Origin of the sequence: Rhodococcus sp. JS3073 (assembly GCF_026810085.1) — a bacterium.
GTDB classification, from domain to species: domain Bacteria; phylum Actinomycetota; class Actinomycetes; order Mycobacteriales; family Mycobacteriaceae; genus Rhodococcus_F; species Rhodococcus_F wratislaviensis.
On the sequence record NZ_CP113951.1, the window covers coordinates 5,790,367 to 5,809,047 of the forward strand.

Sequence of the window (18,681 nt, forward strand, 5' to 3'; positions counted from 1 at the left end):
GCTGCCGCAGTTGGTGTGGCGGCAGTGGGGGTAAACAGAGCAGGCGCGCCGCGTAGACGGTCAGCCGAGGGACAGGTCGGAACCGATCCGCTCCGCGGTCGCGACCAGCTTCGGCACCACCGACACAGCGACGTCGTCCCGCGTGTACTGGGTGCCCTGCAGCGACGAGTTGAGGGCGGCGACCACGGCGCCCGTCCGATCCCGGATGGGAACGGCCGCGCCGCGGATGCCGATCTCGAGCTCGTTCTCCGACATCGACCAGCCGTCCGCGGCCACCTTCCGGACCTCGGCGCGCAATTGTTCGGCGTCGGAGATCGTGTGCTGGGTGAAGGACTGGAATTCGGTGGTCTTCAGGTAGTCGTCGAGCGCGTCGGCCGAAAGTCCCGCCAGCAGAACCCGTCCCGTCGATGTCGCGTACGCGGGGAACCGCATGCCCACCGTGATGGAGATGCGAATGATCCTCGGCGAGCGGACCCGCGCCACGTACACCACGTCGGGACCGTCGAGGATGGTGACGGAGATGGTCTCGCCCAGTTCCTTCGCGAGAGCCTCGATGTGCGGGTCGGCGACCTGCGGCAGTCGCAGCGCGGCGAGGTACGAGAAGCCGAACCGCAGCACCCGGGGTGTGAGCGAGAAGTTGCGTCCGTCGAGACGCAGGAAACCCTTGTCCACCAGGGTGAGCAGAATCCGGCGCGCCGTGGACCGGGTGATCCCGACAGCCTGCGCCACCTCACTCAGTGTGCGTTCCCGGTGCTGCTCGTCGAAGCATTCGAGAACGCTCAGACCGCGGTCCAGGGACTCGAGGAAATACCGTTCCCCCGAGGCGGGCTGCTCGGCCACCTCAGCAGCCACCTGTTTCGCACACGCCGTCATGGTACCGGGCGACTAGCTGTGCCGGAGCCGGCCGAACGCCGCACCCAGTGACGGCAGTCCGCTCGTGTCGATGAGGAAATCGGTCTCGAGGCTGTCCCGGAGTTCGTCGACGGACGCCAGTTCGCGCCTCTCGGACGCACCGCCGAGGTGGTGCACCGTCAGTCGCGTACCGGCCAGGGCGTAGCGGCGGTCCTCCGTGGCCCGCGCCGCCATCAGTCCGGTCACGAAATGCGAACCGGACCAGGTCGACAGGTACCAGTTGGGCGCCTCGTAGTCGACGGGGAACTGCCTGGTGAGATCGAACCGGTAGACGGTCCGCCACTCGTCGCCGACGAGCGCCTGCATCGCGTAATCGCCGTCGACGTCGACCAGCCGGAACGGTTCCAGCGGAGTGTCCTGCACCGTGCCCAGTTCGAGGCGCAACGTGGTGTTGAGGGTCATGCCGCCGAACCCGACGTCGATGAGCCGTCGCTCGCCTGCGACGTCGACGAGCAACAGCATGTGCGAGCGCGGAGTGACCGCATCGATCGGAGATCCCCACAGAACCCGCGCGGCGAGCGGCGTGACGTCGAATCCGATTTCGAGCAGGACCGCCCGCAGCAGGAGATTCTGTTCGAAGCAGTAACCGCCTCTTCGTGATTCGACCAATTTGTGTTGAAGCGAGGGCAGGTCGAGCCGATTCGGTGTGCCGAGGAACGGGTCGAGGTTCTCGAACGGGATCGACCGGGCGTGATGTGCGGCAAGCTGGTTCAGCGTCGCGGTGGTCGCGGATCGGTCGCCGTCGTACCCGATCCGTTCGAAGTACCGCTCGAGGTTCAGATCGCCCGCCGTGGCCATGGAGCACAGTGTAAGCGCGGCGAATAACCGATCAGGCGTCGTCGGGCGCGGTTGCCGCGAGGTAGGCGGCGCCGCGCGGCGAGATCCGGTACCCGACGTCGAGGCTGTGCGTCAGCCCCAGGTTCTTCAGCTTCCGGACGTCCCGCTTGAACGGTTGCGTCTCACGGCCGAGGCTCTCCGCGAGATCGGGTGCGCGGCGGCCCGGGTTGTCGGCGACGAGCTGCAGAATCGTGCGCGTCCACGGGCCGTGACTGCTCCGCGTGTCCAGGCGCTCCAGACTCTGCGCGATCTCCGCGATCGTGTCGTCCGCGAGGTCGTCGTCGCTGCTCAGCGCGACGCGGGGGTCCTCGCCGACCCACTCGAGTCCGATGCGATAGACCGGCTGTCCGGGGGCGCCGCGCAGCGCAGCCAGCGCCTCGGCGACGGAGGCGGCACCGGCGCGGCGGGCGTCGTCCTCGGTGATTCCGTCCGGGTCGACAGTCGTGATCGAGCTGATCCGGACCATTCCCGAGACCGTGTGGAATTCCGAGCCCTCGAGCACCCGAGGTGCGGCCCAGCGGCGGAAGGCGACCGTGACGGTGCCGTCCGCCACCCCCTGCGCGACCTTCTGCGGAAGGATCACCCGCCGTCACCTCCTCATGTGAGTGGCGATGCGTGGTCGAGGATACTTTGCCACTCACCTGGGGGAGGATGGACAGGGTGCGGTCGTGCGACGGGAGGACACCCATGGGACGGCGACTTTTCTCGGCTGCGGCGTTGCTGGTGGTCGTCACGTGCGCGGCGGCATGCCAGTCCGAGGGGAGTTCCGCGCAGCCGTCGACGACCACCGCGGTCGCCGCACCGGCAGACACCGAGCCCACGGTGATCGCCGCCGACCTCGACGTGCCGTGGGGGATCGCGCTCCTGCCGGACGGGACGGCACTGATCGCGGAACGGGACAGCGGCGCAATCCGGCACCTGCAGGCGAACGGCGACACGACCGTGATCGGTGAGGTGCCCGGTGTGGAGGCGCAGGGTGAATCGGGGCTGCTGGGGCTGGCCGTCTCACCGGCCTACGCAACGGACCAGACGATCTATGCGTACCTCACCACGAGCGACGACAACCGGGTGGTCGCCCTGCGTTTCGACGGTCGCAGCCTCGGCGAGCCGGCCCCGATCCTGACGGGGATCCCCGCCGGATCGATCCACGACGGCGGCCGGATCGCGTTCGGCCCGGACGACAAGCTGTACGTCGCCACCGGTGAAGCCGGCGACCGGCCACGCGCCCAGGACCCGTCCTCGCTCGGCGGCAAGATCCTGCGGATCAACCCCGACGGGTCCATCCCGGCCGACAATCCCACCCCCGGATCACCCGTGTGGTCGCTCGGCCACCGCAACGTGCAGGGCCTCGCGTGGGACGACGCGGGCCGGCTGTGGGCCACCGAGTTCGGGGCGAACACCTGGGACGAGGTGAACCTGATCGAACCCGGCGGCAACTACGGATGGCCGGAAGTCGAGGGGCAGTCGGACGAGGCGGGCTTCGTCGATCCGGTGGTCCAATGGTCCACCGGCGAGGCGTCCCCGTCCGGGCTCGCGTTCCAGGACGGCGCGCTGTGGGTCGCGGCGCTGCGCGGCGAACGGCTGTGGCGGATCCCGGTGGCCGGGGACGGCTCACTCGGCGAACCGCAGTCGCTGTTCGAAGGCGAGTACGGGCGACTGCGTACCGTCGTCGGAACACCCGACGGTGCCGTCTGGTTCAGCACCAGCAACCGCGACGGTCGCGGCGATCCGGCGGAGGGCGACGACCGCATCCTCATGCTCCGCCCGTGAGTACTTGTTAACCGCCCGCGGTTAATAAGTACTCACGGGTCAGGAGTTCCAGGGGACGATCGGCGGCTTGACCCACATGATCTTCTCGTCCCCGTGCGCCGGGGTGGCGGCGGGATGGTCGGGGTGGCGTTCCGCCCATGCCGATTTCTGCTCGAGCAACTCGACCACGGTCAGCCACGTCTCCATGGTGCTGGGCGGGTTCGACCCGGCCTCCCGGGCGAGTTTCCGCAGCGTGCCGTCGGTGAGGTCGAGGAGTTCCTGACCGCTGATTCCGCGATCCCACACATACCGCGCGAGTCCCATCGCCTTCTCGCGACGTCGCTTCGCAGCGCCTTCGGTGTGCGCGAAGTCGACTTCCTGAGGTTCCATCGTCTTCCCTTCTCGTGCGCGTCACCACGGTAGGTCACCCGTGTCTCGTCCCGGTATCGTGGGAGGACGATTCTCGCAGCAGACGCGAGCGGACGGTGCGAGCAGTAGGGAAGACGGTCGATGGGCAGGCAGCGCGGCGGTCGGGCTGCCCGGACAACGGACGGGGGTCCCGTCGCCGGCGTGTACCCGATCGACACGGGCACGTGCGAACTCACCGAAGACCACCTCAATCCGCACGGCTGGGTGCTGAAGGTGAACGGGGTCGAGAGTTCCCACATCGACCTGTCGGATCCCACGCACCTCGATTTCGAGTACATGCGGTGGATCGCCGAACTGGTCGCGTCGCACTGGGGAACGGACCAGCGGGTGCGGGCCCTGCACCTCGGTGGCGGCGCCTGCTCACTTGCCCGCCATCTCGCCGCCCGGTATCCGGACGCCCGGCAGGTGGTGGTCGAACTCGACGGCAGACTCGCGGAGTTGGTGCGCGACTGGTTCGACCTGCCCCGGGCGCCACTGCTGCGACTGCGGGTGGGTGAGGCGCGGGCGGTCACCGAGACGTTGACGGAGTCCAGCCGCGACCTGATCGTGCGCGACGTGTTCGCGGGCAACACGACCCCGGCGCCGCTGACGACGTCGGAGTTCACCGGCCACGTGCGACGAGTGCTGGCACCCGGCGGGATCTACGCGGTCAACTGCGGCGACACCCGCGACCTCGTCCTGGCGCGCCGGGAGGCGGCGACCATCGGCAGCGTGTTTCCGCACACCACGGTGATCGCCGACCCCGCCATGCTCAAGGGCCGCCGTTACGGCAACATCGTGATCGCGGGCAGCGACGTGCCGATCGGCGACGACCCCGCGCTCGTCCGCACACTGCTGGGCGGTGGTGTGCCTGCCCATGTCTGGGACGACCGGCAGGTGCGGACGTTCGCCGGTGCGGCGCGGGTGCTGCGCGATGCGGACTCCGGGAGCTAGACGAGCACCCAGATCAGCGAGGCCATCGCGAAGCCCACCACCGACAGGATGGTTTCGAGCACCGTCCACGTCTTCAGGGTGTCTTTCACCGACATGTTGAAATACCGTGACACGATCCAGAATCCGCCGTCGTTGACGTGGCTGGCGATGATGGATCCGGCCGACACGGCGATCACGATCAGGGCGATCTGCGGGGAGGAGTAATTCCCGGCAGCGATCGACGGTTCGATGACGCCTGCGGTGGTGACGATGGCGACGGTCGCCGAACCCTGGGCGATGCGGAGTGCGCAGCTGATCAGGTACGCGGACAGGATGACCGGGAGACCGAGCGCGTCCATCGAGTCGGCCAGGGCCTGCCCGACTCCGGTTGCCCGCAGCACCGCGCCGAAGAACGCTCCGGCACCGACGACCAGCAGGATCATGCCGACCGGCTTCAACGCCGCCGCGGACATCGCACCGATCTCCTGCGCCGTGATTCCGCGCCGGGTACCCAGCAGGTACAGCGCCAGCAGGACGGCGATGGTCAGTGCGATCGTGGGTGTGCCGAGGAAGATGAGGACCGACAGCAGCGTCGAGCCTTCTTCGAGGACCACGTTGCCGACCGTCGCACCGAGGATCAGCACCATCGGCACGAGGATGATGAACGAGATCAGCCAGAGCGGCGGCGGGTTCTTGTCGGCTTCCTTCTCCTCCGGGATGAACTCGTCCGGGACCTCGATGATCACGCGCTTGCCGATCCAGCTACCCCAGACGACGCCACTGACGAACCAGGCGGGGATGCCGCAGGCGAGGCCCATGATGATGATCCAGCCCATGTCGACGTGCAGCAGACCGGCCGCGGCGACGGGTCCGGGGTGCGGGGGCAGGAACGCGTGCGTCATGGACAGGCCGGCGAGCATCGGCATCGCGTACATCACCAGCGACTTGCCGCCGCGCTTCGCCGCCACGTACACGAGCGGGGCGAGGATGAAGATGCCGATGTCGAAGAAGACCGGGATGCCCAGAACCAGGCCGGTGACACCCATCGCCAGCGGAGCGCCCTTGGGGCCGAACAGCTTCAGTAGACGTTCGGTCAGGACGTCGGCTCCGCCGGAGCGTTCCATCATCGCGCCGAGGACGGTGCCCAGGCCGATGATCGGGGTGATGTGCCCCAGGATGCCGCCGAAGCCCTTCTCCAGAATAGAGTCGGCCGCCGACGTCGGTGTGCCGACCAGTTCGACCACCGACACTCCCGCGATGAGCGCGACGCCGACACCGACGACGATCAGTGCGATGAACGGCTCGAGCTTCAGCTTGATGATGAGGATCAACAGCACGGCGATGGATACCGCTGCGAGAGTGAGTAGTCCGGCTGTGTCGTGCTGCAGCCAGTCGACGAACGACGTCATTGCGTCTCCAGGGGAGGTGGGTGGGGTCGGGCGAGAGTGGGGCTAGTTCGAGAGCGCGGTGACGAACGATCGTGCGCGGTCGGTGATGTCGGTCCAGTTGCCTGCCGCGACGCTGGACGGTGGGACGACGCTGGTGCCTGCGCACACGGCCAGCGCGCCGGCGTCGAGGAACTGGCGGGCGTTGGAATCGTTGATCCCGCCCGACGGGAGGAGTTCCACGCCGGGATACGGTCCGTGCAGGTCCGACAGGTAGTCGGGGCCGAGCCGCTTGGCGGGGAAGATCTTGACCGCGGCAGAGCCGAGGTCGACGGCCATGGCCACCTCGGTGGGGGTGAAGGCACCGAGGAAAACGGGAATCGACCTTCCCGTAGCGACTTTCGCGACGTCGGGACGGATGCCGGGGGTGACGAGGAACCGGGCGCCTGCGTCGATCGCGGCGGCCGCCTGATCGCCGGTCATCACGGTTCCGACGCCGAGGACGCTGCCTGCCGCGGCTGCGGCGTCGGCGGCGCGGCCGAGATGATGGAGCACGTCGGGCGTGGTGAACGTCAGCTCGACCGTCCGGATTCCGCCCTCGGCGAGGGCGTGGCACAGGTCCGCGGCGTCGGGGATGGTCTCCGCTCGCACCACCGTCAGTACCCGGTCGGCACGCAGAATGTCGATCTCGGTCATCGAACTGCTCCTCCTTCTTCGCGGCGCAATGATCTTCCGGCGGTCGCGCCGGTGAGGCGGCCGTCCTCGAGGGCGAGGCGGCCGCGGACGAATACGTGGGTGATTCCGGCCGCCGCCTGGCGCGGCTGCGCGTAGGTCGCGGTGTCGCTGACCGTGTCCGGATCGAAGAGCACGAGGTCAGCGGCGTAGCCGCGGCGGACGAATCCGCGGTCGACGAGTCGCAACCGGGTCGCGGCTCGGCCGCTGAGGTGACCGACGCACTCCTCGAGGGACATCAGACCCAGGTCGCGGCTGTAGTGCCCGAGGTAGCGCGCGAACGTTCCCCATCCGCGTGGGTGCGGTTTCGCGCCGACCAGCAGTCCGTCGCTGCCGCCGGTGTGCCGGGGGTGCTGCATGATCGCGCGCACGTTCTCCTCATGGCCGACGTGTTGCAGGATTCCGCTGCCGAGTTGGTCGCGGATCAGGATGTCGATGCACACGTCGAAGGGGTCGCGGTTCTCGGCGACGGCGATGTCCGCGACGGTCTTCCCGACGTAGTCGTCGAGTTCCGCGTTCTGCACGCCGCTGATCTCGAGCGTGTGCCACTCGGCGATCACCCCGTGGCAGCCGTCGGAGCCGGTGACCTCGAGATGTTCCCGGATACGTTCGAGTGCAACCGGATCCCGGAGACGATCGAGCGTCTGTTCCATGCTCCCCGCCGACGCCCAGCTGGGCAGGATCGCCGACAGCGTGGTGGCGCCGGGAAGGTAGGGGTAGGTGTCGAGGCTGATGTCCGCGCCGGCGGCTTCGGCCGTGTCGAGCAGGGCCAGCAGTTCCGGGGCGCGGCCCTTGTTGGGTCCGAAGTTCAGTGTGGCGTGGGCGAGATGCAGAGCGCACCCGGCCCGCGACGTCAGGTCGACCATCTCGGCGTAGGCCTCCATGGCGCCGGCGCCGTAGGACCGGTGGTGCGGGGAGAAGTAGCCGCCGTACTCGGCGACGGTCCGGCACAGTGCCAGCAACTCCTCGTTGTCCGCGTACATCCCCGGCGTGTAGGTCAGCCCCGCGGACAACCCGACGGCGCCCTCCGCCATGGACTGCGCCACGATCCGCTGCATCTCCTCGATCTCCGACGGCGTCGCCGGCCGGTCGTCCCAGCCGACCACCAGCGCCCGGACGACCCCGTGCGGGACGAGATACGCGACGTTGGTGGCGATGCCGCGATCGAGCCGGTCGAGGTATTCGCCCACGCTCCGCCAGGAGAAGTCGAAATCCTCGGGATCGGTATTCCACCCCGCGATCTTGCGCCGGACCACCGCGAGCACGTCGTCGGTGACGGGCGCGTAGGAGAGCCCGTCCTGTCCGAGTACCTCGGTGGTGACGCCCTGGGTGATCCGCGACGGGTGTTCGGGGTTCAGCAGGATCTGCAGGTCCGAGTGGGCGTGCATGTCGATGAAACCGGGCGCGAGCACCAGGCCGTCGGCGTCGATCACCTGATCCGCGCGGGGGCGTCCGGTCTCGGAGTGATCTGTTTCGGGCCAGATTTCGGCGATCCGGTCTCCGTCGACGAGCACGTCGGCGCGGTACCTCGGCGCCTCCGAACCGTCGACGACGGTGGCGGAACGGATCAGAGTGGTCATGATGTGAGTCCTCGGCCGGGGATCAGAAGAAGGTGCGGATCAGGTCGACGACGACAGGATCGTCGGAGTCGTCACCGACGACGGGAATCCAGCGCCACTTGTCGAACGCGGTGCACGGGTGGGAGAGCCCGAGCCGGACGACGTCCCCGACACGCAGATCGTGTTCCGGCCGTGCGGGATCGAGCCGGAGGAACGCGTGCTGGTCGTTGACGGCGGTCACTTCGGTGCCGACGAGGGGCCGCGGCGCCGCCCCGAGTTGGCCGGCGACGGCCTGCGCGGTGGGGAGTCCTTCGTCGAACGGGACGTCGCGCTTGCCGGCGTCCAGCAGGGCGAGGCCCGGCTCGGGGCGGGACACCACCCGGGCCCATGTGTGCATCGCCGACGTGAGACGACGTGCCTGCCTGTCTTCGCCGCGGCCGAACGGTGAGATCCCGGTGTAGAAGCCGTCGTCGTGGATGATGTACGCGCCGGCGCGGACCACCACTTTGGTTCTGCCACCGGCAAGTTCGGCGAGCACCTCGGCGACCACGTCGAAGTAGGCACTGCCGCCCGCGGTCACGTACACGTCCCGACCCTCGGGGTAGCGCCCCTCGGCCTCGAGCCGGCGATGCAGTTCGGCCATCGACCGGAGGTATGTGCGGACCCGTGCGAGGGACTCCTCGGAGGCGTCGTGTGCGAGGGCCCCCTCGTAGCCGGAGACGCCGGCCAACCGGAGTGCGGGGCTTTCACCGATCCGTTCGGCCACCTTCACTGCCTCGGCCACGGATCGTGCGCCGGTGCGTCCTCCCTCTCCGCCGAGTTCGACGAGCACGGGCAGTGGACGGACCACCGTGACGTCCGCGAGCGCCGCGGTCATCGCGTCGACCGTCTGCGGGGAGTCGGCCCACATGAGGACTTCGAGTTCCGGGTTCGCGTCCATCTGCTCGGCCAGCCACCGCAGTGCGGTCGGGTCGACGAGCGAGTTCGCTATCTGCACCCGGCGCGCGCCGAATCGCACCGCCACCCGGAGCTGACCGAAGTTCGCCAGCGTGATCCCCCAGGCGCCGCTGCGGATCTGCCGGTCCCACAGCACCGGGGACATCGTCGTCTTCCCGTGTGGAGCGAGGTCGACTCCGTGCGCCTCGCACCAGGCCGCCATCGTGTCGAGGTTGCCGGCGATGGCCGTCTCGTCGAGGACCATCACGGGGGTGCTGAAGGCGGACAGCCTCGGCTGCGTTCCGAGGAACTCGGTCTTGGTGAGGCCGTTCGCCGCGGAGGGGAGGGCTTTGTCCACGTCGGACAAGCGCAGCTCGTCGAGCTCCGCCAAGGCGCCGGAATCGAGTGTGTCCGGTCCGCTGAGCGTCATCGTCGATCCTGTCGTTCGGATTTTGTGGGGCAGGCCTTCATCGGAGGAAGGGCCGTGAAGTGCTACGTTGCGCTCTATGCAACGTTGATTGCGTTTTTGAGTCACCTATGTCTAGCATTGGCCTGGGTCATCGTCAACGGTCCGGTGTGGCATGCATCGCCGGGGCGAGGGCTCTCGAAACGCAACTCCAGTGCCCGTCCGAGCAGTCGTAGAGGTAACAAGTGCAGGAATCGACCCCCACCCCCGAGTCCGGTGTCGCGTGCCTCGGTGAGGCGATGGTTCTGGTGGCCCCGGACTCGACACTCCACCTCGCCGGCGCCGAGGCGAACGTCGCCGCCGGCCTCGCCGCGCTGGGTGTCCCGGCCGCCTGGGTCGGACGGCTCGGCGACGACGAGTTCGGCGTCCTCATCCGCACCGAACTGCAGGCCCGGGGTGTCGACGTCCGCGCGATCGAGGTCGATCCCGGCAGGCCCACCGGGCACTACTCGAAATCCACCGCCCTCGACGACCACGGCGAGCCGCGGACCGACAGCCTGTATTCCCGGGCGGGTTCGGCGGCATCGGCGATGGATCCCGGATTCCTCGACAGGCCGGCGGTCGCGGACCTGTTCGGCCGCGCCGCCGTGGTCCACTGCAGCGGAATCACACCGGCCCTGTCCGATTCGTGCCTCGCGCTGATGCGGAGGCTTCTCCGCGACCGGCCGGGAATCTCCGGTGTGGTCAGCTTCGACGTCAACTGGCGTGAGCAACTGTGGCCGGACGGCGACCCGCGGATGGTCGTGGAACTGGCGAATCTCGCCGATCTGGTTCTCGTCGGCGCGGACGAGGCCCTGCGCGTTCTCGGAACCGCGGATCCACACGAGTTGCGGCTCATCCTGCCCGCCCCTGCCACCGTCGTCGTCAAGGACGGAGCGCACCGGGCGCTGGCCGTCGACCGAAGTGGACGCAGTGTTGCGGTTCCCGCGCTCCGCGTCGACGTCGTCGAGCCCGTCGGCGCGGGCGATGCCTTCGCCGCCGGATATCTCAGCGGTGTGGTGCGCGGCGACGATCAGGCCCGGTGCCTGCGCCGCGGGCACATCGGTGCCGCCGCCACCCTGACGGTGGCCGCGGACTCGGCGCCCCCGCCGCCCGCCGAACTGCTGGACGAGCTGCTCCGGTGCTCCGAATCCGACTGGGCGGCAACGAGCGTCACCGCCGACGGCTTCTCCCCCCGAGAAAGTGGAGTGAACGGATGAGTCAGAGTGTCTCCCGCGCCCTGCACCTGCTGGTGCAACTCGGCAACGGTCCCGCCAATCTCGACCAGCTGGCCGAATCCACCGGTGTCCACAAGACCACCGTTCTCCGGCTGCTGCGAACCCTGTCCGACGAGCGGTTCACCTTCCGCGACAACAGCAACCAGTACCACCTCGGTTCCCGCATCTTCGAGCTCGCCGCGCAGGCCACCGATCAGCGGGAAGTCCGTCGCATCGCGTCACCGCACCTCGTCGCGTTCAACCGCGAATACGGGCGCACCACGCACCTCGCGGCGATGGAAGGAGGTGACGTGGTGTACATCGACAAACTCGAATCGCACGATCAGATCAGGATGTACTCGCGAATCGGACTGCGCGCCAACCTCAATTCCACCGCGGTCGCGAAGGTGATCCTCGCCGACCTGCCGGATTCGGAACTGCGGCCCCTCGTCGATTCGATGGACTTCTCCGCCCGCACCGCCAACACGATCACGACGCCCGAACGCTACCTCGACGAGATCCGCACGGTCCGGGAGCAGGGCTGGGCGCACGACCAGGAGGAGAACGAGCCGTCCGTCAACTGCATCGGGGTGCCCATCCGCGGCGCGTCCGGCCGCGTCGTCGCCGCCGTCTCCGTCTCGGTGCCCGACGTCGTGCTCAGCTACGAACGCGTCCTCGACCTGCTCGAACCCCTTCAGGCAGTGGGGGCGCGGATCTCCCGCGACTGCGGATACCGCGCCCAGCCCTGACCGTCCCGTCCACCCGAAAAGTAACCACACACAGGAGAATCGATATGTCCGACACCACCGTCATCCGCACCGAAGGCGCCCCCGCCCCCGCGCACACGTTCAGCCAGGGCATCAAGAAGGGAAACATGCTCCAGGTGTCGGGGCAGGGTCCGATGGACCCCGTCACCAACAAGTACATCGCGGAGGGCGACGTGCGCGAGCAGACCCGTCGTACTCTCGAGAACGTCAAGGCGATCCTCGAAGCCGGCGGCGCGAGCGTGGAGGACGTGCTGATGTTCCGCGTCTACCTCACCACCCGCGACGACTTCACCGCGATGAACGACGTGTACGGCGAGTTCATCGCGGAGAACGTGCCGAGCGGACAGCTGCCGTGCCGGACCACGGTGTTCGTCGACCTCCCACACGAGGTCATGCTCGTCGAGATCGACGCGCTGGCAGTGACCGGCTAGGTCGCTACGTGGTGACGAGATGCCGGCAGCTCATCCGCGGCGACACGGGCAGCTCGGTGAACACGGGCTCGGACGATTCCGCCGTCGGTACCTCCAGGTAGAGGTGGCTGCCGTCCGCCACGACCCCCTGCGGTTGCAGGCCGATCAGTTTGGCCACCACGTACGTGGCGCTCAGGCTGGTGACGTCGCGGATGATTCCGAGCCGCAGCAGCGACCGCGTCTCGGCGATCGCCTCCTGCTCGCCGGCCCGCAGGACCAGCCGCAGCCCGGGCGACAGGGCCTGCGCGGCCACCGACACCGCGATGTTGTCCAGGTCGTCGGATCCGACGGCGGCCAGCGCCAGGGCGCGGCCGACGCCCAGTCGCTCGAGGAGTTCACGGTCGCCGCCGTGCCCGACGACGGTCGGGATGTTCATCGACCGCACGAGCCGCAAGTTCTTGGCGTGGGGGTCGCGTTCGACGCCCACCACCGCGACACCGAGAGCCTGTAACTCCCGGCAGAGCCGGAGCCCGACCTGGCCGAGGCCCACCACGATGACGTGGCCGGAGCGGGGCAGGACGCGGCTGCCCACCAGGCCGACCAGCCGGGGGCCGAGCAGGCGCTCGATGATCCCGGCGGTGAACATGGCCGTGAACACCACGGTGAACAGCATCGCCACCGAGGCGAACACCGCGTAGGCGGGGCTGCCGTGGGTGTCGGTTCCCGGGCCCACGGTGGTCACCACCCGCACCGCCTCGTTGAACGCGTCGAGCGGTGCCACGTGCTGACCGAGCATCAGCCACAACCAGTCGGCGAACAGGACCGCGAGAAGTCCGGCGAGCCCACCGAGCAGGATGCGCGTGCCGATGTCGTGCGACCGCAACAGTCCGGTCGCGCCGGTCGCCGCGGTGCGCCACCAGTTCCGCCGGGGCAGGTCGACGTGCGCGCCCTCGGGGTGTCCGTCGATCATCCGGACAGTCAGCATGTGCTCGCCCGCGTGCCGGGCCGCGACGAGTTCCGGTTCCAGGCACGGACCGGCGAGCGTGGGTGCGGCGAGATCTGCCGGTGACGTCACCTCGCACTGCGGAAGCAGCTGGGACAGCTGGTCCGCGACCGTGCGGTCGAAGATCGTCACCACCAACGGGATCGACGCCGAGATGTGCGCGGCGGCCAGCGCGTAACGCAGGGCGACGACGTCGTCGCGCACCAGTACGGCCATCCCGCAAGGTTCGTCCGCCATTGCCAGGCGGAGTTCGTCGTCGTCGGGGGCGACGAGATGACGTACGTGAAAGTCCCTTTCGCGGAGGGACGCACAGACCCGTCGGGCCACGGTGGTTTCGCCGATGACGAGATATGAGTCGTTCACGTGTGGTCCTTCCGGCTCGGGGTCACGAGAGCGTACCCGAGAAAAACCGCAGATCCCACACGGGAAGGCCTACCGATGAGTAGTCGGAACGCGTTATCGGCCAATGATTTTGCGACTCCACCGCCCTACTCGTCGGTAGGGGCGCCCTGATCGCGACCGGGGGCAGCCGCGCCCCCCGCGCGGGAACACCGCGCCGGCGTCAGTGGTTGGGTGAGTCATGAGCCTCGATGCGAATGACGACCGGCGCCCCCTTCTCGACCTCGTCGCCGCACACAACCGTGCGGTCCTCGCGACGATCAAACGCGACGGGCGCCCGCAATTGTCCAACGTGATCTATGCCTGGGACCCCGGCACGCAGACCGCGAGGGTGTCGGTGACGGCGGATCGGGCCAAGACCCGGAACGCCGCGCGCGACCCGAGGGTGTCGCTGCACGTCAGCGCGACCGACTTCTGGAGCTACGCGGTCGTGGAGGGAGATGCGGAGCTGAGTGCGGTCGCGGCGGATCCGCACGACGCGGCGGCGGACGAACTCGTCGACGTGTTCCGGCTCGCGTCCGGAAAGGAGCACGACGACTGGGAGGAGTTCCGCCGCGCGATGGTGTCCGAGCACCGGCAGGTACTCCGGGTCCGCGCGACGAACGTGTACGGCATGGCCCAGTTGCCCTGAGTGTGCGAACGTAGCTGTGGCAGCCGGTCGGAGCCGGTGGGACGATTGAGTCATGCGCAGGAGACGGTGGCCGGCGGCACCGCCGCCTGCCACGGAGGGAATCGTGGTGCACGGGCCGGTGGAGCTCGTGACGAGCCGCGACCTGAGCCTGCGCCTGTCGGAAGTCGTCGCGCACCCGACGGGCATGCTGCTGCGCGTCGAGCTGACGGCGAGAGGCAGATCCGCTGATCTGGCGCGCCACGAGACGCGTCCCCTGGACGATCCCGACGACCCGTCGGCGCGGTGGTCGTATCTCGCAGTGAACGTGCAGGTCGACGACATGGAGGGTGTCGCCGATCCCCGGCACCCGCATTCGACGTCGAAGTCCGATGCCGAGGACGCGTCCGAATATCATTCCGCGCCGCACTACTGGATCAGCGACTACCCGGAGTCGGGAACGATCACGCTGACCGCGGGGTGGAAGGAAATAGGACTGCTGCCGAGAACCCGGACGATCACTCTCGGCCCGAATCCGAGTATGCGACCCGCCCGCTAGTCATCGCGGCTAGACAGACGAAGGTGCCCTTCGGCGCCGTGGGAGCGTCGAAGGGCACATTCGCCCTGCGAGGGGAACGCAGATCAGGGCAGGGGAACCCAGGTGCCGAAGAACCAGAATCCGTGCGGGCTCGGCGCGGGTGCCTGCTGCTGCGGAGCGTGCTGCTGCTGCTGCTGCTGAGGCTGCGGGGCCTGTTGCTGTTGCTGGGCGGGTGCGGGGTTGTTGTGGCCCACCGGGTCGGCGCTGGCAACGCCGGCTCCGATGCCGAGGGCTGCGAGGGCGATACCACCGGTTGCGACGGCCTTGGTCACGACGGACTTCATGCGGTTCCTCCTGGAACGTATCGGATGCGGTGTCAGAACTTCCTGACACAGATCAGATTGCTCCCCGTCCCTGCCACAACTCTTCGCTCAGCCTGTCAATCTCCTGGATGTCAGCGAGGCTGCTCCGCCAGCTTGGCAGCGATCACTCCGTTGAGCCGTTGCAGACCGCTGGGGGTGATGCCGTGGATCTGACCCTCGATGCTGCGCACGACATGCGTGTCGCTGAGAACCTTCTCGCTCGACTGGATCAGAACCGTTCCGGCGCCGGTGAAGTCGAACTGCCGTTCCTCCCCGGAGTTGATTCCCATCATGTGGGCGCCTGCCGCGAGGAAGTTGCTGATCCACCCCTGGTCGTAATGGTGGCTCGGGGACGGGCAGTCGGCCCACCCGACGAGCGCCTCGGGGTCGATCCGCAGCGGCGGCTCGGCGAACATCACCGGGCCGTTGGACGACGCCAGGAACTTGCCCGTCCCGATGAGTGTCAGGAAGCCGGGGACGATGGACTGGTTCAGGGCCAGACCCGGTTCGAACGCAAGGAGATTCGACGCCCGGATGGTGAGGTTGCCGTCGTCGAGGTCGTACGAGTTGATGTCGTAACCGCGGTCGCCGAGGATCAGTTTCCCGAATCCTTCGGCCACCGCGTAGTCGCCCATGTACAGCGGCGCCGAGAATTGGTTGGCGACCATGTGCAGTGCGGCGCCGTGCAATCCGTGGGTCAGTGCCTGAAACTGCATCTGCCCGTAGTAGGCGATCATCGCACCCTTGCGGATGAACCAGGGCGCGGTGAGGTCGATGCAGAACGCGTAGCTGTTGTCGGGAATGTTGTCGCTGGCGCCGAGAGTCGACGGATTGTGGATGGCGGTCACAGTTTCTCCTCCGAAGCCTGAACGTAGACGATGCCCTGACCCGTGCACTGCAATTGCATCGCTTCCCCGACACCGCGGCCCATGGCCTCACGCCAGCCGACGGCGGATTTCAGTTCCACCTGGACGCTCCCGTACGTGCCGACGAACGCGTCGGGGTCGACGAACACCGGATTCGGGCCGCCCACAGGCAGTTCGATGAAGCCGCCGTGCGCGAGGAGGACCGCCGACCCGTACCCGGACAGCTGCGTCGTGAACATTCCGGTACCGGAGAGGGCGCCTGCCGCCGCGCCGCGCAGGGCGCCGAGCATGCCGCGTCCACCGCCACCGCCCTGACTGGTCACGGAGATCACCGAACTCTGTAGTCCCGCATTGTGCGCGAGCAGCCGGGACGCCTCGACGCACAGCGCGCCGCCCTGCGACATGTCGACGACGTGCACCTCGAGTCCGGCGTGACCGTAGTGCACCTCGCCCTGCCCCTGCGCGAGCATCGTGCGTTCGTGCTCGCCCTGCATCATGCGTCCGGCCATCCGGGTGAATCCACCCATGCCCGCCATCGACTGGGAACCCGGCACCTGATGCGGCGAGAACTGGACCTGGCCTGTGTAGAACAGCATCGCACCCGTGCGCGCCACCACACCGCCGGCGGCGCCGACGTCGACCTTGACGACCTTCGAGTTCACTTTCGAGAAGACCATGGGGCTCACCGCTCTGCCGGTTGAATGGAGACGACGCCGTGACCGTCCCATTTGAGGGAGAAGGCCTCGCCGTTGCCCTGGCCGACGGCGTTACGCCACGACACGTCGGTCACGAACGACTGCGTGACCTGCCCGCGCGCCGAGACGAATGCGTCGGGGTCGACCACCAGCGGGTACTGCGGCGACACCTCGAGGTGTATGAGTGGCCCGCCCGCCGACAGCAGTGCCACCTGCCCCTGGCCGGAGACGGTCGTGGTGAACAGGCCCTGACCGCCGACCCCGCCGCGCAGTCCGGTGAACGTGACGTTGGTGTTCAGGTTGCCGCTCAAGGCGAGCAGCTGCTGCGACTCCACCTGCAGGGTCTCGTTCGCCAGGTCGACGACGGAGACGTACTGACCGCCCACCGCGAGGTACACGACACCGTGACCGGAGCATTCCATCAACGACAGCGCCTCGCCGGTGGCACGCCGCTTCATGCCGGCGAGCACACCGTCACCGCCGCCGAAACCCGCCGACTTGAAGTTGACGTTGCCCTCGTAAGCGATCATCGAACCCTGTATCGCCCGGATGGTGGTTCCGGCGAGTTGCGCCTCCACCACCTTCGTGGACTTCTCGAGCAGCCGCCCCATGGGTGCCCTTTCCAGTGTCGAGCGGCAGTGCCCGTGACCGAGTCACGAGCACTGCCGCTGGATGTGAGTACAGGCAGAACCTAGCCGACGGACACCGGGTTCTGCTCGTCCACGTCGTCTTCCGCTTTGCCGGCCGCCGCGACGGCCTTGCGGTTGCGGACGATGCTGGAGATGAAGGCGGCACCGATGAGGGCGACGCCGACGAGTCCGGTGACGTTCTCGTTGACGTGGTAGCCGATGGACACCAGCAGGATCACGGCCAGTGCGCCGATGGCCCAGTGGGCGCCGTGCTCGAGGTACACGTAGTCCGACAGGGTGCCCTTGCGGACGAGGAACACCGTGATGGAACGGACGAACATCGCGCCGACGAAGCCGAGGCCGAGGGCGATGATGATCGGGTCGGACGTGATCGCGAACGCGCCGATCACACCGTCGAAGGAGAACGACGCGTCGAGGACCTCGAGGTAGAGGAACAGGAAGAACCCGGCCTTACCGGTGGCCTTGGCCAGCTCGGTCGGTCCGCCCGTGGACCCTGCGACCGGTTCGCCGTCTTCGTCTTCCTCGGGAGTGTTGAACAGCTCACCGAGACCGTTGACGGCGATGTAGGTGACCATGCCGAGGACGCCGGCGATCATCACCGTGGAGACCGTGTCCTCGGGGGCGATGTACGCGGCGGTGATCAGCAGCAGGGCGCCGGCGATGATGACGGCCAGCTGGTCGAGCTTGCCGGCGCGGGCGAGGGGCTTCTCCAGCCAGGACAGCCAGGTGATCTCGCGCTCTTCCAGGATGAAGCCGAGGAACAGCATCAGCAGGAACATGCCGCCGAACGCCGCGATCTGCGGGTGCGCGTCGGTGAGCAGGGTTTCGTAGCTGGCGCTGCCGTCGGGGAAGTACGCGGCGCCGTCGGCAGGCGGGTTCAGGGCCAGGTCGAGGGCGGCGACGGGGCCGAGGCCGGACGCGAGCCACACGATGACGAGGGGGAAGACCAGGCGCATGCCGAACACCGCGATGACGATGCCGACGGTGAGGAAGATCTTCTGCCAGAACTCGCTCATGCGGCGCAGCACGGTGGCGTTGATGACGGCGTTGTCGAAGGACAGCGAGATCTCGAGGATCGACAGGATCACCACGAGGAGGACGGCCTGGGGGCCTCCGTAGATCGCCGCGATGATGAGGGAGATCACCGTCACGGCGAAGGAGAGACCGAATATTCGCAGAACCACGAAGCGTGGCCTTTCTCTAGTGGGCATGCAGGGTGGCTACTGCAGGTGGACGAACACCGGGGGAGGGTTTCACGTCAGGGCCGTGAA

At 68.1% G+C, this 18,681-nt stretch carries 21 protein-coding genes; 7 read left to right on the plus strand and 14 right to left on the minus strand.

The window, feature by feature from the left end:
• Positions 1 to 60: 60 nt before the first annotated feature.
• The 3 genes from OYT95_RS26180 to OYT95_RS26190 are packed head-to-tail and all read right to left on the minus strand — an operon-like array spanning position 61 to position 2,332.
• Complete coding sequence (locus OYT95_RS26180; RefSeq protein ID WP_112300063.1) at positions 61 to 840, minus strand: IclR family transcriptional regulator domain-containing protein; 780 nt, start codon at positions 838 to 840, stop codon at positions 61 to 63.
• A gap of 45 nt (positions 841 to 885) precedes the next feature.
• A complete protein-coding gene (locus OYT95_RS26185) occupies positions 886 to 1,710 on the minus strand; it encodes an arylamine N-acetyltransferase family protein (protein ID WP_268789538.1) in 825 nt (274 codons plus the stop codon).
• Positions 1,711 to 1,741: 31 nt separating this feature from the next.
• Positions 1,742 to 2,332, minus strand: a complete 591-nt coding sequence (locus OYT95_RS26190) for a hypothetical protein (RefSeq protein WP_268789539.1) — start codon at positions 2,330 to 2,332, stop codon at positions 1,742 to 1,744.
• 104 nt (positions 2,333 to 2,436) lie between these two features.
• Between OYT95_RS26190 and OYT95_RS26195 the strand changes: the two genes are divergently transcribed.
• Positions 2,437 to 3,519 (plus strand): PQQ-dependent sugar dehydrogenase, encoded by a 1,083-nt coding sequence (locus tag OYT95_RS26195; protein WP_268789540.1) that lies wholly within the window; start codon positions 2,437 to 2,439, stop codon positions 3,517 to 3,519.
• A 39-nt stretch (positions 3,520 to 3,558) separates the two neighbouring features.
• On the opposite strand, the gene OYT95_RS26200 is transcribed toward OYT95_RS26195, so the two are convergent.
• The gene (locus tag OYT95_RS26200; protein ID WP_268789541.1) at positions 3,559 to 3,888 is read right to left on the minus strand and encodes a hypothetical protein; all 330 of its coding nucleotides are present in this window, start codon (positions 3,886 to 3,888) and stop codon (positions 3,559 to 3,561) included.
• Between the two features lie 120 nt (positions 3,889 to 4,008).
• Here OYT95_RS26200 and OYT95_RS26205 point away from each other — a divergent pair, with 120 nt between their 5' ends.
• Positions 4,009 to 4,860 (plus strand): spermidine synthase, encoded by an 852-nt coding sequence (locus OYT95_RS26205; RefSeq protein ID WP_268789542.1) that lies wholly within the window; start codon positions 4,009 to 4,011, stop codon positions 4,858 to 4,860.
• Here the strand turns inward: OYT95_RS26205 and OYT95_RS26210 are convergent.
• From OYT95_RS26210 to OYT95_RS26225, 4 genes are read right to left on the minus strand one after another with little or no spacing between them, the layout of a single operon-like run.
• Positions 4,857 to 6,248 carry a GntP family permease gene (locus tag OYT95_RS26210; RefSeq protein WP_009475153.1) on the minus strand — a complete coding sequence of 464 codons (1,392 nt, stop codon included), beginning with the start codon at positions 6,246 to 6,248 and terminating at the stop codon, positions 4,857 to 4,859. The genes OYT95_RS26205 and OYT95_RS26210 overlap by 4 nt on opposite strands.
• A 42-nt stretch (positions 6,249 to 6,290) precedes the next feature.
• Positions 6,291 to 6,920, minus strand: a complete 630-nt coding sequence (locus tag OYT95_RS26215; RefSeq protein ID WP_037225894.1) for a bifunctional 4-hydroxy-2-oxoglutarate aldolase/2-dehydro-3-deoxy-phosphogluconate aldolase — start codon at positions 6,918 to 6,920, stop codon at positions 6,291 to 6,293.
• Entirely contained in the window at positions 6,917 to 8,536 is a 1,620-nt protein-coding gene (locus tag OYT95_RS26220; protein ID WP_112300055.1) for an N-acyl-D-amino-acid deacylase family protein, read from the minus strand. Before OYT95_RS26220 ends, OYT95_RS26215 begins: the two co-directional genes overlap by 4 nt.
• Before the next feature lie 22 nt (positions 8,537 to 8,558).
• Positions 8,559 to 9,881 carry an amino acid deaminase gene (locus OYT95_RS26225; protein WP_037225890.1) on the minus strand — a complete coding sequence of 441 codons (1,323 nt, stop codon included), beginning with the start codon at positions 9,879 to 9,881 and terminating at the stop codon, positions 8,559 to 8,561.
• A gap of 221 nt (positions 9,882 to 10,102) precedes the next feature.
• On the opposite strand from OYT95_RS26225, the gene OYT95_RS26230 reads away from it, so the two are divergent.
• From OYT95_RS26230 to OYT95_RS26240, 3 genes are read left to right on the plus strand one after another with little or no spacing between them, the layout of a single operon-like run.
• On the plus strand, positions 10,103 to 11,116 hold the full coding sequence (locus OYT95_RS26230) for a sugar kinase (protein ID WP_112300053.1): 1,014 nt from the start codon (positions 10,103 to 10,105) through the stop codon (positions 11,114 to 11,116).
• The gene (locus OYT95_RS26235; protein WP_037225888.1) at positions 11,113 to 11,862 is read left to right on the plus strand and encodes an IclR family transcriptional regulator; all 750 of its coding nucleotides are present in this window, start codon (positions 11,113 to 11,115) and stop codon (positions 11,860 to 11,862) included. The genes OYT95_RS26230 and OYT95_RS26235 overlap by 4 nt, the downstream gene beginning before the upstream one ends.
• 44 nt (positions 11,863 to 11,906) lie before the next feature.
• Positions 11,907 to 12,311, plus strand: a complete 405-nt coding sequence (locus OYT95_RS26240) for a RidA family protein (protein WP_268789543.1) — start codon at positions 11,907 to 11,909, stop codon at positions 12,309 to 12,311.
• 4 nt (positions 12,312 to 12,315) lie between these two features.
• On the opposite strand, the gene OYT95_RS26245 is transcribed toward OYT95_RS26240, so the two are convergent.
• Complete coding sequence (locus OYT95_RS26245; RefSeq protein WP_268789545.1) at positions 12,316 to 13,656, minus strand: potassium channel family protein; 1,341 nt, start codon at positions 13,654 to 13,656, stop codon at positions 12,316 to 12,318.
• Between the two features lie 217 nt (positions 13,657 to 13,873).
• Here OYT95_RS26245 and OYT95_RS26250 point away from each other — a divergent pair, with 217 nt between their 5' ends.
• The gene (locus OYT95_RS26250) at positions 13,874 to 14,323 is read left to right on the plus strand and encodes a PPOX class F420-dependent oxidoreductase (protein ID WP_037225885.1); all 450 of its coding nucleotides are present in this window, start codon (positions 13,874 to 13,876) and stop codon (positions 14,321 to 14,323) included.
• A gap of 52 nt (positions 14,324 to 14,375) precedes the next feature.
• Positions 14,376 to 14,858, plus strand: a complete 483-nt coding sequence (locus OYT95_RS26255) for a hypothetical protein (RefSeq protein WP_037225883.1) — start codon at positions 14,376 to 14,378, stop codon at positions 14,856 to 14,858.
• Between the two features lie 83 nt (positions 14,859 to 14,941).
• On the opposite strand, the gene OYT95_RS26260 is transcribed toward OYT95_RS26255, so the two are convergent.
• From OYT95_RS26260 to OYT95_RS26280, 5 genes are all read right to left on the minus strand, one after another.
• Entirely contained in the window at positions 14,942 to 15,181 is a 240-nt protein-coding gene (locus tag OYT95_RS26260) for a hypothetical protein (RefSeq protein ID WP_268789546.1), read from the minus strand.
• 110 nt (positions 15,182 to 15,291) lie between these two features.
• Entirely contained in the window at positions 15,292 to 16,047 is a 756-nt protein-coding gene (locus OYT95_RS26265) for an AIM24 family protein (protein ID WP_268789547.1), read from the minus strand.
• Entirely contained in the window at positions 16,044 to 16,742 is a 699-nt protein-coding gene (locus OYT95_RS26270; RefSeq protein WP_037225876.1) for an AIM24 family protein, read from the minus strand. Before OYT95_RS26270 ends, OYT95_RS26265 begins: the two co-directional genes overlap by 4 nt.
• A gap of 5 nt (positions 16,743 to 16,747) precedes the next feature.
• Complete coding sequence (locus OYT95_RS26275; RefSeq protein WP_037225874.1) at positions 16,748 to 17,371, minus strand: AIM24 family protein; 624 nt, start codon at positions 17,369 to 17,371, stop codon at positions 16,748 to 16,750.
• An 80-nt stretch (positions 17,372 to 17,451) separates the two neighbouring features.
• Positions 17,452 to 18,594, minus strand: coding sequence for a DUF475 domain-containing protein (locus tag OYT95_RS26280; RefSeq protein ID WP_128641374.1), 1,143 nt, complete (start codon positions 18,592 to 18,594; stop codon positions 17,452 to 17,454).
• Positions 18,595 to 18,681: the final 87 nt, after the last annotated feature.